General features: G+C 70.7%; 13 protein-coding genes. 5 read left to right on the top strand and 8 right to left on the bottom strand.

The window, feature by feature from the left end; translation table 11 throughout:
* Positions 1–125: 125 nt before the first annotated feature.
* A complete protein-coding gene (locus FM051_RS15120; RefSeq protein ID WP_158843595.1) occupies positions 126–1,004 on the bottom strand; it encodes a PfkB family carbohydrate kinase in 879 nt (292 codons plus the stop codon).
* 133 nt (positions 1,005–1,137) lie between these two features.
* Here FM051_RS15120 and FM051_RS15115 point away from each other — a divergent pair, with 133 nt between their 5' ends.
* On the top strand, positions 1,138–2,421 hold the full coding sequence (locus FM051_RS15115; RefSeq protein ID WP_202918845.1) for a lytic polysaccharide monooxygenase: 1,284 nt from the start codon (positions 1,138–1,140) through the stop codon (positions 2,419–2,421).
* The gene (locus FM051_RS15110) at positions 2,406–2,966 is read left to right on the top strand and encodes a hypothetical protein (RefSeq protein ID WP_158843594.1); all 561 of its coding nucleotides are present in this window, start codon (positions 2,406–2,408) and stop codon (positions 2,964–2,966) included. The genes FM051_RS15115 and FM051_RS15110 overlap by 16 nt, the downstream gene beginning before the upstream one ends.
* A 10-nt stretch (positions 2,967–2,976) precedes the next feature.
* Here FM051_RS15110 and FM051_RS15105 read toward each other — a convergent pair whose 3' ends face one another.
* From FM051_RS15105 to FM051_RS15090, 4 genes are all read right to left on the bottom strand, one after another.
* On the bottom strand, positions 2,977–4,020 hold the full coding sequence (locus FM051_RS15105) for a LacI family DNA-binding transcriptional regulator (RefSeq protein ID WP_158843593.1): 1,044 nt from the start codon (positions 4,018–4,020) through the stop codon (positions 2,977–2,979).
* A gap of 217 nt (positions 4,021–4,237) precedes the next feature.
* On the bottom strand, positions 4,238–5,056 hold the full coding sequence (locus tag FM051_RS15100) for a carbohydrate ABC transporter permease (RefSeq protein WP_158843592.1): 819 nt from the start codon (positions 5,054–5,056) through the stop codon (positions 4,238–4,240).
* Positions 5,053–5,907 carry a carbohydrate ABC transporter permease gene (locus FM051_RS15095; RefSeq protein ID WP_158843591.1) on the bottom strand — a complete coding sequence of 285 codons (855 nt, stop codon included), beginning with the start codon at positions 5,905–5,907 and terminating at the stop codon, positions 5,053–5,055. Before FM051_RS15095 ends, FM051_RS15100 begins: the two co-directional genes overlap by 4 nt.
* Entirely contained in the window at positions 5,907–7,166 is a 1,260-nt protein-coding gene (locus tag FM051_RS15090) for an extracellular solute-binding protein (protein ID WP_158843590.1), read from the bottom strand. Before FM051_RS15090 ends, FM051_RS15095 begins: the two co-directional genes overlap by 1 nt.
* A 229-nt stretch (positions 7,167–7,395) precedes the next feature.
* On the opposite strand from FM051_RS15090, the gene FM051_RS15085 reads away from it, so the two are divergent.
* Together FM051_RS15085 and FM051_RS15080 are read left to right on the top strand one after the other, a co-directional pair.
* Entirely contained in the window at positions 7,396–8,385 is a 990-nt protein-coding gene (locus tag FM051_RS15085) for a LacI family DNA-binding transcriptional regulator (RefSeq protein WP_158843589.1), read from the top strand.
* Positions 8,379–10,679: a beta-xylosidase/alpha-l-arabinosidase gene (locus FM051_RS15080; protein WP_158843588.1), complete on the top strand. Its 2,301-nt coding sequence runs from the start codon at positions 8,379–8,381 to the stop codon at positions 10,677–10,679. The genes FM051_RS15085 and FM051_RS15080 overlap by 7 nt, the downstream gene beginning before the upstream one ends.
* 171 nt (positions 10,680–10,850) lie before the next feature.
* On the opposite strand, the gene FM051_RS15075 is transcribed toward FM051_RS15080, so the two are convergent.
* From FM051_RS15075 to FM051_RS15065, 3 genes are all read right to left on the bottom strand, one after another.
* Positions 10,851–11,231, bottom strand: a complete 381-nt coding sequence (locus FM051_RS15075) for a hypothetical protein (RefSeq protein ID WP_158843587.1) — start codon at positions 11,229–11,231, stop codon at positions 10,851–10,853.
* Positions 11,228–11,596 carry a hypothetical protein gene (locus tag FM051_RS15070; protein WP_158843586.1) on the bottom strand — a complete coding sequence of 123 codons (369 nt, stop codon included), beginning with the start codon at positions 11,594–11,596 and terminating at the stop codon, positions 11,228–11,230. The genes FM051_RS15075 and FM051_RS15070 overlap by 4 nt, the downstream gene beginning before the upstream one ends.
* A 193-nt stretch (positions 11,597–11,789) precedes the next feature.
* Entirely contained in the window at positions 11,790–12,758 is a 969-nt protein-coding gene (locus FM051_RS15065; RefSeq protein WP_158843585.1) for an acetylxylan esterase, read from the bottom strand.
* Positions 12,759–12,863: 105 nt separating this feature from the next.
* On the opposite strand from FM051_RS15065, the gene FM051_RS15060 reads away from it, so the two are divergent.
* The gene (locus FM051_RS15060) at positions 12,864–13,883 is read left to right on the top strand and encodes a LacI family DNA-binding transcriptional regulator (protein ID WP_158843584.1); all 1,020 of its coding nucleotides are present in this window, start codon (positions 12,864–12,866) and stop codon (positions 13,881–13,883) included.
* Positions 13,884–13,907 lie beyond the last annotated feature (24 nt).

The following is a 13,907-nucleotide window of genomic DNA, read 5'->3' as shown; positions in this document are numbered from 1 at the left end:
GAAGGTCGCTGAGTCGCTGAGTCGCTGTCGAAGCGAGTATCCCGCCCGCGGCGCTCCGACACACCCTTCGAACAGCTACCCGGAGAACAGCTACCCGGAGAACAGCTACCCGAAGTCGCCTCGGCCTAGTCCTGGCTCAGTCCCGTCAAGTCGGTCCGCCCGCCGGGGTGGCGTACCGCGCGACCCGCCGCCGTGGTGGCGAGGCGGCCGGCGTCCTCCGGGTGATCACCGCGCACCAGCGCCACGGTCAGGGCGGCCACGAACGCGTCACCGCCGCCGGTCGTGTCCGCCACTTCCGCCGCGGTCAACGGGATCACCGCCGAGCCGTTGTCCCACGCCACCACGTTCGCCTCGCCGGGAACCGCCAGCGCCACCACCGACGGCCCCCGCGCCAGCAGTTCGCGACCCGCCTTCACGGCCGCTTCGACGTCGGTGATCCGACGTCCGGTCAACGCCTCCGCCTCGCGGTGGTCGGCGCGCACCACGTCGGCGGCGGCCAGGAGTTCGGCTTGCCGTCCGCCGGGCGCCCCGTCCAGCACGACCAGGCCGCCGGCGGCGCGGACGGCGGCCAGTGCGGTCTCGGCGGGCTGTTGGAGCTGCACGATCACCGCGTCCGCCCCGGCCAGCAGCGCCGATGCGGCTTGCACGTCCTCCACCGTCACGAGAGTCGGGCCGGGGATGTCTTCCAGGTACCGGTACTCGCCGTCGCACACGACGTCCACGATCAGCGCGGTCCGGGTGGCCTCCCGGCGCACCACCGCCGTCGTGGCTACGCCGTCCGCGCCCAGCTGCTCGACCAGCAGGCGGCCCTCGCGGTCGTCCCCGACGACGCCGATCAACGCCGCCGTCGCGCCGAGTTGCCTGGTGCCGCGGGCGATGTTGGCGCCCTTCCCGCCGAGCACTTCGCGGCGTTCCCGAACCTCCGCGCTGCCACCGGATCCGGGCACCTCGGGCACCACCAGCACCAGGTCACGGGCTATCTGACCGACCACCGCGATCCGCATGGTCGAGCGGTACCCGGTGGCCACCAGTTGAAACGGGCCGTTGACGCGACGTCACAGGTAATGCGATCGTGATTCTGGGAGCGCTCCCAGTTCCGGGTTCACCAGATCACCGTCGATCTGAAGGAGATGTCCTTTGCGACTCAAGCGCTTAGGGGCGTTGGCCGTTGCCGCGCTCGGTATCGTCGGTGTGACCAGCGTTTTCGTCCAGAGCGGCGTAGCGGTGGCACACGGTTCGATGACCTACCCGGCCAGCCGGACCTACGCCTGCTACGAGGACGGCAGAGCCGCGGGCGGCGGCGACCTCTACCCGACGAACCCGGCGTGCGTCGCCGCGGTGGAGATCGGTGGCAAGCAACCGCTCTGGGACTGGTACGGCAACCTCATCAGCCAGGCGGGCGGCCGGCACCGCGAGATCATCGCCGACGGCGACCTGTGCGGTCCGACGACCAAGTACGACGCCTACAACATGGCCCGCGGCGACTGGCCGACGACGACCCTGCGGGCGGGCGCGCCGATCAACTTCAAGTACAACGCGTGGGCGCCCCACCCCGGAACCTGGGACCAGTACGTCACCAAGGACGGCTTCGACGTCAACCAGCCGTTGAAGTGGTCGGACCTGGAGCCGGCGCCGTTCGACAGCATCACCAACCCGGTCGCGGTCGGCGGCGAGTACTCCTGGAACGGCACCCTGCCCAACAAGACCGGCCGCCACGTCATCTACTCGATCTGGCAGCGCAGCGACAGCCCCGAGGCGTTCTACAGCTGCTCGGACGTGATCTTCACCGGCGGCAACGGCGGTGGTGACACGCAGGCCCCGACGGCGCCCGGCGCGCCGACCGCGACGGCCTCGGCCAACTCGGTGGCGTTGAGCTGGCCCGCGGCCACGGACAACATCGGCGTCAGCGGCTACACGGTGTACCGCGAGGCGGGCGCCACCGACGTGTCGGTCGCGACGAGCACCGGCACCACGGCCACCGTCACCGGCCTCACCGCGGGCACCGCGTACCAGTTCTACGTGGTGGCGCGGGACGCGGCGGGCAACACCTCGCCGCCGTCGGCCCTGGTGTCGGTGACGACCAGCGGTGGCGGCACGCCCGGCGCGTGCTCGGTCACCTACGCCATCCCCAGTTCGTGGTCGAACGGCTTCACCGCGAACGTGACGGTGAAGAACACCGGCACGAGCGCGGTCAACGCCTGGCAGCTGGTCTGGGACGTGCCCTCGGGTCAGGGCATCACCTCGGCGTGGTCGGCGGAGGTCACCGTCGCGGCGGGCAAGGCCACCGCGAAGGGCGCCAGCTGGAACCAGAACATCCAGCCGGGCCAGACGGTGAACTTCGGGTTCAACGGCTCGTCGCAGGGGACGCCCGCCAACCCGACGGCGTTCACCCTCAACGGCGCTCTGTGCGCCACGGCCTGATGTTCGGCCGGTGCGCGGCCCTGGTCGCGCTCCTGGTGGGGTCGGTCGCCTGCTCCTCGTCGGCGACCGGCTCCACCGGCCTCGGGTCCAACGCCCTGGGGCCGCCCCTCGCCACGTCGTCCGAGGTGGCCGAGTGGGTGCGGGAGAAGACCGGGCAGTGCGACGAGGTGGTGCCGCGGACGATGGAGGAGTTCACCGAGTTCGTCGGCCCGTTGCGGTCGAAGCTCTACGCGCCGTACGTGGCGGAGTGGGCGACGTGCGAGGCGGGGCCGTACGAACGACTCGGGCTGGTGGTGTTCCAGCGCGAGAAGCTGGCGGACTTCCAGCGCGCCTGGCAGGGGGCGTTGTCGAGTGGCGAGGTCTCGGACGACCCGGACTTCGGGTTCGGCAACGGCTTCGCGTTGAGCGGCACGCTCGGCTTGGAACTGCTGGGACTGCACGAACTGCGTTGCACACCGGTGCGGCCTGACGACGACGTAGGACACACCGTGCCCGCGGAGGCACAGGGGTGCGTCTACACGCAGACGTCAGGCCACCACCACTAGAGGCGGCTCGTCAGCGTGGCGCGGCGGTGCTCTGTCGCACCACCAGCGTGGTGGCAAGCTCGATTCGGCGGTGTTCGGGCTCTTCACCACGTGCCAACGTGATGGCGAGACGGGTGCCCGCCGCGGCCATGTCCTGCAGCGGCTGTCGGACCGTGGTCAGCGGCGGGCCCACCCATTGCGCCACCGGCAGGTCGTCGAAGCCGACGACGCTCAGGTCTTCCGGGATGCGCAGGCCGGCGGCGCGTGCCGCCTCGTAGACGCCGAGGGCCTGGAGGTCGGAGCCCGCGAACACCGCGGTGGGCGGGTCCGGCAGGTCGAGCAGCGGGGCGAACTGGGCGCGGCCGGATTCCACGTGGAAGTCGCCGTACCGGACCAGGGCGGGGTCGTAGGCCAGGCCCGCCGTCTCCAGCGCGGCGCGGTAGCCGTCGACCCGGGCACGGCTGCACAGGACGCGCTCGGGGCCGCCGATCATGGCGATGCGGCGGTGGCCGAGTTCGATCAGGTGACGGGTGGCGGTGAGGCCGCCGTTCCAGTTGGTGGCCCCTATGGAGGGCGTCTCCAGTTGGGGTTCGCCGATCGGGTCGACCACGACGACCGGGATGTCCCGCGCGCGCAGCTTCGCCAGCTGCGAGGACGTGAGGTCGGAGAACACGGAGATCACCGCGAGCGGTTTGCGCGCGATGACCCCTTCGAGCCAGCCGTGGCCGGGGGTGAGCCTGCCCTGGGACTCGGACAGCACCAGCGCCAGACCCTGCTCGGCGGCCACCTGCTCGGCGCCGCGGATGATCTCCAGCGCCCAGGCGCTCTCCAACTCGTGGAACATGAGTTCCACCAGGTTGGACCGCCTCGACCGCTCGTCCGCCCGCCGCTGGTAGCCGTGCCGGCGAATGATCGCCTCGACCCGTTCGCGGGTGTGCGGAGCCACGTCCGCGCGACCGTTCATGACCTTCGAAACAGTCGGAACCGAAACCCCGGCCTCGGCCGCGATGGCGGCAATGGTGATCTTGCCTGAGGCGGTGCCATCCGAGGGAGACGGGTCGGCTTTGGTCGGCATGAGGGCAGTCTACGACAGCCCTGCGCAGTTCCGGCCGCTTCAAGCGGGGGTGGCGTGGTGGGGTGTCGGTCACGGGGTGACCAGTTAACACGATCGAAACAATCGGGGTTGTATTCGAAACTGTCGAACACCCGTCTCGACTGGTGTGCCGGCAACGTTACCGGAACGCGCAAGTGGGTGGCTCGGGCCCGTGGGAGAGTCGGGCCCGAGCCGGGCTTCACTTGCCGAAACCGGCCGTCAGGCCGCTGAGCAGGAACCGCCGCCCGATCAGGTACACCGCGAAGATCGGCAGCACGGACAACGTCACGGCCGCGAGCAGCGCGGGCACGTTGGTGCCGAACTGCCCCTGGTAGTCCCACAACCCGAGGGTGAGCACCCGCGACGATTCCGACTGGGTGAGCACCAACGGGAAGAGGAACCCGTTCCACGCGTTGAGCGCCGTGTAGACGACGACGGTCATGATCGCGGGCCGCGCCAGCGGCAGGACCAACGACACCAGCACCCGCAGGGGGCCCGCGCCGTCGATGGCCTGCGCCTCGTACAGCTCGCGCGGCACGTCGCGCAGGCTGTTGACCAGCACCAGCATCGCCACCGGCAGCGCGAACGCCGCCGTCGGCAGGATGACCGCGGTCAGCGTGTCGTACAGCCGCATCCGGGTGATCATCAGGTACACCGGGATGATCGTGGCCTGCGCGGGGATCGCCAGCCCCATCAGGAGCAGGGTGAACCCGCGCTGCAGGAACGGGCTGGTGTTGCGCACCACCGCGTAGGCGGCGGGCACGGTCACCAGCACCACGATCGCCACCGTCGCCACGGTCACGATCACGTTGTTCAGCAGGTACTGGCTGAAGTTGCCGGTCAGCACGGTGACGTAGTTGTCCAGCGTCAACGCGTCCGGTATCTCCCACGCGCTCTTGCCGAGGTACTCGGCACGGGAGCGCAGCGACACCGTGACCAGGTAGAGCAGCGGTCCGACCACGATCGCCAGCCACACCAGGGCGAACAGCCCGGCGGGCCAGTTGGGACGAGACTTCACGACCCCTCCTGCTGGCTGCTCATCGAGCGGAAACCGCTCCAGCGCATGACCGCGAGCGACAGCGCGGTGCCGAGCACGACCAGCACGACCGCGATCGCGCTCGCGTAGCCCATCTCGAATCCCTTGAAGCCGGTGATGTACATGTGCAGCGGCAGGATGCGGGTCGCGGTGCCCGGTCCGCCGCCGGTCAGGATCAGCACGGTGTCGAACGTGGTCAGCGAGCCGACCAGCATCAGCACCGACGACGTGACGATGGTGTACCGCAGCTGCGGCAGCGTGATGTGCCGGAACTTGCCCACCCGCGAGGCGCCGTCGATGGTCGCCGCCTCGTACAGCGAGGGCGGCACCGCCCGTGCCGCGCCCTGGTAGAGCAGGGTGTGGAACGGGATGAACTGCCAGGAGATGACGAGCACCACCGTGTAGAGCGCGATGTCGGGGTCGCCCAGGAACAGCGGGCCGCCGACGAACGCGCCGAAGTTCGGCTCCATCAGCGCGTTCCACAACAACGCGATGGCGGTCGTGGACAGCAGCAGCGGCAGGAAGAAGATCGAGCTGAGCACCGCCCGGGACCGCTGCTTGCCTGCCGCCCAGACCCCGATCAGCAACGCGATCGGGGTCTGGACGAGCCACGACACGACCATCAGCACCAGGGTCCGCCACACCGAGGCGCGCGCCTCGGCGTCGTCGAGTAACCGGGCCCAGTTCTCGCCCCCGTTGAGCTGCGGCGTGCCCAGACTGTCCCAAGCGGTGAAGCTCAGGTAGATCACCAGCAGCATGGGCAACGCCGCGAACAGGGCGAAGAACCCGAACGCCGGGACGGCATACCAGGCCGAGGGCCGTTGGGACGACATCAGCGCGCGGCCACCGCGTCGACGAACTGCTGCGGCGAGACCTTGCCCAGGAAGAACTCCTGGAGCTGGGTCAGCATGAACGTGGCGTCGTCGGCGGGCAGGTCCTGGTCCCAGGACAGCTGGAAGTTCTTCGTGTCCAGCACCAGTTCGTAGATGAACGACGCGTACTCGGGGTTCGGGGACTTCTTCAGCTTCTCCTCGGCGCCCACGACCGGCGGCACGTCGCCGGCCTCGATCAGCGCGTCGACGTAGGAGTCCTCGTGGAGCGTGGTCGTGACGAACTTCTTCGCCGCGTCCAGGCTCTTCGAGTCCGCGGTCGCGGAGTAGAAGTTGCTCACGTTGCCCACCAGGTTCGACGGGTCGCCCTTGCCGCCGGGGATCGACGGGAACGCCACCCAGCCCAGGTTGCCCTGCTTGACGAAGTCCGGGCTCTGGTCGAGCTGGTTGGTGTACTCCCAGGTACCCATGAGGTGCATCGCGGCCTTGTCCTGGGCGAGGAGCGTCGAGGCGCCACCGGCGTCGTAGGCGACGGACGCGAAGCTCTGACCGAAGCCGCCCCGGTCGATGAGCTCCTTGAGCTTGGCCATGGCCTGGACCACGGCCGGGTCCTTCCAGCCCGCGGGGCCGTTGTCCCGGATGTTCTTGAACACCTCGTGGCCCGCGAAGCGGTCGAGCACGTACTCGGCCCACATCAACTCGGTCCACGCCTGGCTGCCGGCCAGGGCGATCGGGGTGATGTTCTTCGCCTTGAAGGTGTCCACGAGCGTGAGCAGCTGGTCCCACGTGGTCGGCGGCTCCACGCCGGCGTCCTTGAAGACCTTCTTGTTGAAGAACAGCAGCACCGGCTGCATACCGCGCATCGGTACCCCGTAGTACTTGCCGTCGAGCTTCGCGCCGTCCAGCACGCTGGGGATGAACGCGTCCTTGGCGGCCTTGTTCTCCTCCAGCACGGAGGTCAGGTCGGCGACCTTGCCGGCGTCGACGTACTCCTTGAGGTTGCCCCCACCCCAGTTGAAGAACAGGTCGGGGGCCTGGGGCGAGCCCATGGCCACCCGGAGTCGCTGCTTGTACGGGTCGTTGCCGAACGTCTCCAGCGAGGCGTTGCCACCGCTCGCCTTGAACGAGTCGATCGACTTCTGTTCGATCTTGTTGAGCACCGGGTCCTCGAGGGCCCAGATCTTCAGGGAACCGGCGTTGGACTCGCCCGGACCGGACGTTCCACACGCGGACACCACTGCGGTCACGGCGACGAGCCCCATCGCGAGGAGGGGACGCACCCATGAACGGCGGGACATTGGACCGCCACCCTTCTGCCACGCTGCGGAATGTTCGTGGCAACGAAACATTTCGAAACATCCACGACTTGCGCAGACCCTAGGCCCGTGCCCGATGCGTGTCAAGCATCACCAATTGGCGCGTCCAGGTGACGTTTATGCACGTCAAACGGTCACTCTTGTGTTTCGATCGAGTTTCGATACTATCGGCCACATGCGTCGAGCCACGTTGGCCACGATTGCCGCAGCAGCGGGGGTGTCCCTCCCGACGGTGTCCAAAGTCCTGAACGGGAAGGACGACGTCGGCGCGGAGACCAGGGCTCGCGTGCGGCAGTTGCTCGCCGAATACGACTACGTGCCGGTGGGGTCCCGTCGGGCCTCCGGTCACCTGCTGGTGGACCTCGTGTTCACCGCCCTGGACAGCCCTTGGGCGGTGGAGATCATCCGCGGTGTCGTCGACACCGGACTGCACGTGGTGGTGTCGTCCACCGACAAACCCCGTCAGCACACGTCGTGGGCGGCGTCGCTGGTCGAGGCCAGGCGCGCGGGCGCGCTGCTGGTCACCTCCCAGCTCACCGCCGCCGACCGCCGGGTGCTGGCCGACTCCCGCATCCCGGTCGTGGTCATCGACCCGGTCGACCTGCCGCAGCCGAACGTGCCGAGCGTCGGCGCGACCAACTGGGCCGGCGGTCTGGCCGCCACCGAACACCTGCTGCGACTCGGCCACCGCCGGGTCGGCGTCATCGGCGGACCGGCCGGGATGCTGTGCAGCCGGGCGCGGGTCGACGGCTACCGCGCCGCACTGGACCGGGCGGGCATCCCGTTCACCGCCGAGCTGGTCAAGCACGGCGATTTCAAGCACGAGGGCGGGTTCCGCCGCGCGGCCGAGCTGCTGGCGCTGCCGGAGCGGCCGACGGCGATCTTCGCGGGCAACGACGAACAGGCGCTGGGCGCGATCGAGGCGGCCAGGGTCGTCGGGCTGTCGGTGCCGCGGGACCTGAGCGTCGTCGGGTTCGACGACCTGCCGGTCGCGGTGTGGTCGTCGCCCGCCCTCACCACCGTGCGCCAGCCGTTAACGGAGATGGGTCGCCACGCGGGCCGCATGCTCGCCGACCTGATCGCGGGCCGCCCGGTGGAGACCGAGCGGGTGGAACTGGCCACCGAACTCGTCGTCCGATCGTCAACGAAGGAGCCGCCGTGCTGAACACCTGGGCCGACCCCGGAAGGCCGACCGGTGAGCGGGTCGCCGCCCTGCTGGCCGAGCTGACCCTGGAGGAGAAGCTGGCCCAGCTGGTCGGCGTGTGGGTGGGCATCTCGGAGACCGACCAGGAGGTGGCGCCCGCGCAGCACGAGTTCGCCGAGCCGCTGCCGCCGTGGGACGAGCTGACCAAGCCCGGCCTCGGCCAGCTGACCCGCGTGTTCGGCACCGGGCCGGTCGACCCGCTGGTCGGCGCGAAGGTGCTGGCCGAGACGCAGCGCAGGCTGGTGGCCAACACCCGGTTCGGCATCCCGGCCATGGCGCACGAGGAGTGCCTGTCCGGGTTCACCGCCTGGCAGGCCACCGTCTTCCCGACCCCGCTCGCGTGGGGCGCCTCGTTCGACCCCGAGACGGTCGAGCGGATGGCGCACGAGGTCGGTCTCGCGATGCGCGACGTCGGCGTCCACCAGGGATTGGCGCCGGTGTTGGACGTGTCGCGAGATCCGCGCTGGGGGCGCACCGAGGAGACCATCGGCGAGGACCCGTACCTCGTGGGTCTCCTCGGTGCGGCGTACACCAGGGGCCTGGAGTCCAGCGGGATCGTGGCCACGCTCAAGCACTTCGCGGGGTACTCGGCCTCGGCCGGCGGGCGCAACCACGCGCCGGTGCACATGGGCCCGCGCGAGTTCGCCGACGTGGTGCTGCCGCCGTTCGAGATGGCGCTGCGCCTGGGTGGCGCTCGATCGGTCATGCAGTCCTACGCCGAGGTGGACGGCGTGCCGCCGGCCGCGGACCCGTCGCTGCTCACCGACCTGCTGCGGGACCAGTGGGGCTTCGACGGCGTGGTGGTCGCGGACTACTTCGCGGTGTCGTTCCTGGAGACCGCGCACGGCATCGCGGGCTCGCCGGGTGAGGCCGCCGCGTTGGCGCTGGCCGCCGGCGTGGACGTGGAGCTGCCCAGCGTGCGCTGCTACGGCGAGCCGCTCGCCGAACTGGTGCGGTCCGGTGTGGTGGACGAGGGGCTGGTGGACCGCGCGGTGACCCGCGTGCTCACCCAGAAGTGCGAACTCGGCCTGCTGGACGAGGACTACCGGCCCGAGTCGCCCGCCGTGCTGCGCGGCGAGCCGGTCGACCTCGACCCGCCCGCGTTGCGCGACCTGGCCCGCACGATGGCCGAGCGTTCCGTGGTGCTGCTGGACAACGCGTCCGGCGTGCTGCCGCTCGGTGCGTCGAAGCTCGCCGTGGTGGGGCCGTGCGCGGACGACCTGCTGGCGTTGATGGGCTGCTACGCCTTCCCGAACCACGTCGGCGTGCAGCACCCCGACGTGCCGCTGGGCGTGGAGATGGACACGATGGCGCAGGCCGTGCTGAAGGAGTTCCCGGCCGCGACGGTCACCACCGCCAAGGGCTGCGAGGTCGACGGGGACGACCGGTCGGGCATCGAGGGCGCGGTGGCCGTGGCGAGGGACGCCGACGTGGTGCTGGCCGTGCTCGGCGACCGGGCCGGGCTGTTCGGCCGCGGCACGTCCGGTGAGGGCTGCGACGCGGAAGACCTGTCGCTGCCGGGCGTGCAGGGCGAGCTGCTGGAGGCGTTGCTGGCGCAGGACGTGCCGGTGGTGCTGGTGCTGCTGACCGGCCGCCCGTACGCGCTGGGTTCTTACCGGCCGGCGGCGGTCGTGCAGGCGTTCTTCCCCGGTGAGGAGGGCGCCGGCGCGGTCGCGGGCGTGCTCAGCGGACGCGTCAACCCGTCCGGCAAGCTGCCCGTGCAGGTGCCGCGCGGCTCCGGCGCCCAGCCCACCACCTACCTGCACCCGCCGCTGGGTGCCAAGGGCGGTGCCAGCTCGGTCGACCCGACGCCCGCGTTCCCGTTCGGGCACGGCCTGTCCTACACGACGTTCGAGCTGTCCGATTTCGCCGCCGGCGAGGAGTTGCCGTCCGACGGCGAGGTCGAGGTGTCGTGCCTGGTGCGCAACACCGGCGACCGGCCCGGCGCGGAGGTCGTCCAGCTGTACCTGCACGACCCGGTCGCGAGCGTCACGCGCCCGGTGCGCCAGCTCGTCGGCTTCGCGCGGGTCGAGCTGGACGCGGGCGAGCAGCGGCGGGTGACGTTCCGGCTGCACGCCGACCGCACCTCGTTCACCGGCCGCGACGGGCGGCGGATCGTCGAGACCGGCGAGGTCGTGCTGCTGGTGGGTTGCTCCAGCGACGACATCCGCTGGGAGCGGTCGGTCCGGGTGACGGGCGAACCGCGGGTGGTCGGCCACGACCGGGTGCTGGTCACCCCGGTCACGACTTCCTGAAGCACCGCCACGAGCTGGTCGTGGACGCGGGACCCCGGACCGAGCTACCGGGGTCCCCGGAGAGCCTCCGAGTCCACTGACCGGGAGGCCGCGAGGGGGCTATGGCGGTGGCCCCCTCGCGGTTCGCCCACCCCGGAGACCGCCGGGTCGGGCGCGACGAGCACCGCCGGGTCAGTAGACGTAACAGATGCTGACGAAGCCGGTCACGCCCGTGCGCGAGTTGGCCAGCTCCCGCCACTCGGTGGTGCGGCTGCCGTCCGGGCACGTCACCGCGTCCCCTTCCACCGCTTGGATGACGCCTGCCCGGTCACCCGGGTTGCCCAGCCCCACCACGGTGGCGTCGAGCCGCGGCCTGGTGCGGATGCGCACGCCCGGTTCTTTGAAATCGGTGACCCAGTTCTCCACCGCGATGTTATCCACCGCGATTCCCGCCGCGATTCCCGCCGCCGGCGACGCGGATCGCCCGTCCGGCGCGGCGGTGGCATTCGGCGCCACGAGAACCAACCCCAGTGCCGCGCAGGCGAACCCGGCGGACATCATCTTGCGAATCATGCCGTTCCCCCCTCGCGCGATCCGCACCCGCCGGTGGGGTTCGTCCAGAACACCTCGCGGAGCAGGTCGTAGTGCACCCACCCGGTGACCCCCGTCTCCCGGTTGGTCAGCCGGTACCAGGTGGCCACCCCGTTGACGACGTCGCCGTCGCGGGCGCACCACACGTCGGCACCCTGGCCGTTGTTGCCGTAGCCGTTGACGTGGCCGTTGAGCCGCGGCGTCTCCCGGATGCGCACGCCGTCGGCGTCGAAGACGGCGGTGCCGTTGGCGCGTGCGGAGGCGGCGGCCACCGACGTGCGCTGGTCCGCCGACGCGGCCCCCGGCGCCGCGAACGCGCACGCCGCGGCGACGAGGACGGCGACCATTGGTCGGATTCGATTCACGTTTCCCCCAGGAAATAGTGTTCACTCCGGGAGGACCAATGGTGAACGAGACGCGATCCCCCCGAATCACGGGCGCTGCGGCTCACCCGCCGCGAAACGCCCGTCATCGAGAATAGGTCGATCCGGGGGGAATGCACGGGAATTCACCCGATCGAGAGGGAGCGTGCTTCCGGGGTCAGAGGTGTTCGCGCAGGTGCCGGAGCCTGCGCTCGTCGTGCGCCCTCGGCACGGCGTGACCGCTGAACGGGTACACCGCGATCTCCTTCGGCGCGGTGATCTCGTTGTACGCCGCGTACACCGTGGACGGCGGGCACACCTCGTCCATCAGACCCACGCTCAGCAGCGAGGTCGCGGTGATCCGCTTGGCCAGCAACGCGCCGTCCACGTACCGCAGGGTGTCGAGCGCGGCGGGGATCAGGTCGACGTGCTGCGACAGGAACGCGGAGATCTCCGCGTACGGGTCCGAGCCGGTGATCGTGACGGCCCGCTGGAAGTCGCACAGGAAGGGCACGTCCGAGTGGCACACCTTCACGGCTTCGCCGTTCAGCGCGGCGGCGGCCAGCGCCAGCCCGCCGCCCTGGCTGCCGCCGGACACCGCGATCCTGGTCTCGTCCACCCCGTCCAGCGAGGCGGCCACCTCCACGGCACGGGCCGCGTCCACCATCAGCCGCGTCACGTAGTACGTCTCGGGGGTGGCGATGCCGCGCGTCATCACGCCGGGGTACTCGGGGCCGGTGTGCCCGGAATCCGGGGTGGCGCCGACGGCCCAGCGCCCGCCCTGGCCGCGGGTGTCCATCACGAACACCGCGTACCCGGCGGCCGGCAGCAACGCGTGCTCCGACGGGAACCCGCGCCCGCCGCCGTAGCCGATGTAGCAGACGACGGTCGGCAGCGACTCCACGCCGGAACCGGCCGGGCGGATGTACCACCCGCGCACCCGGTCGCCGCCGTACCCGGAGAACTCGACGTCCCAGACCGAGAGCGGTCCGTAGGCGTCGGTCCCGTACGGCGTCAGCACCGGCGGGAGCGCGGCGGCGTGGGCCTCCTCCAGCCGCGACTTCCACCACATGTCGAGGTTGTCCGGCTCGGCGGTGCTCGTCCGGTACTGGGCCAGTTCCTGTTCGGAGAGGTCGAACCAGGGCACGGTGGTCCCCTTTCACTTAATTCCGTTAAGCGCTTAATTACCCTACCGGGCATGACGGCCGGAACAGCGGTCTAGACTTGATGATCACCGACCGAGGAGGCGCGGGTGGTAGCCAAGCGTCCGACGATCTCGGACATCGCCAAGGCCGCGGGCGTGTCCACCGGCGCGGTGTCGTACGCGCTCAACAACCGGCCGGGCGTCTCGGAACCGACCCGCCGCCGGATCATGGACATCGCCGACCGCCTCGGCTGGGTGCCCAGCAGCGCCGCCCGTTCGCTCAGCGACGGCCGCGCGAACGCGATCGGGTTGGTGGTGGACCGGCCGGCCAGGGTGATCGGCGTCGAGCCGTACTTCATGCAGCTGATCTCCGGCATACAGGGCGCTCTGGCGGGCGGGCCGATGTCGTTGCTGCTCCAGGTCACGGACAACTCGGCGGCCGAGTTGGCGGCGTACCGGCGGTGGTGGGGCGAGCGGCGGGTGGACGGCGTGCTGCTGGTCGACCTGGTCCAGAACGACCCGCGGGTGGAACTCGTGCGGGAACTGCGGCTGCCCGCGGTGGTGCTGGGCGAGCCGGTCGTGCCGGACCTGCCGTGCGTGTGGACCGACGACGAGATGGCCGTCGAAGAGGTGCTGGAGTACCTCGTTGCGTTGGGGCACCGGCGCATCGTCCGGGTCGCCGGGCCGACGAAGTTCGTGCACACGCAGACGAGATCGCGCGCCTTCACCACGGCCGCCGCCCGGCTCGGCCTGACCGAGGCCCGGGTCGTGCACGCCGACTACTCCGACGAGGCCGCCGCGCGCGTGACCCGCCGGGTCCTGACGGGCGGCACCCCGCCGACGGCCCTGGTGTTCGACAACGACGTGATGGCCGTGTCCGCCTTGGGCGTGGCCCACGAGTTGGGCCTGTCCGTGCCGGACCAGCTGTCGTTGGTCGCGTGGGACGACTCCGCGCTGTGCCGGTTGGTCCGGCCCGCGCTGTCCGCCGTGCGCCGTCCGATCGCCGAACGCGGCGCCGCCGCCGTGCGCCTGCTGCTGGACGTCATCGGCGGCGCGCCCGCCGAACAGGTGAAGACCTCGGACCCCGAACTCGTCCCGCGTTCGAGCACCGGCCAAGCCCCGGCCTGATCCGCCGGCTTCCGCGGCCGGGGG

The organism is Saccharothrix deserti, assembly GCF_009769385.1.
GTDB lineage: Bacteria > Actinomycetota > Actinomycetes > Mycobacteriales > Pseudonocardiaceae > Actinosynnema > Actinosynnema deserti.
Note: the sequence above shows the minus strand (reverse complement) of the source record. Positions and strands in the feature narration are given on the sequence as shown.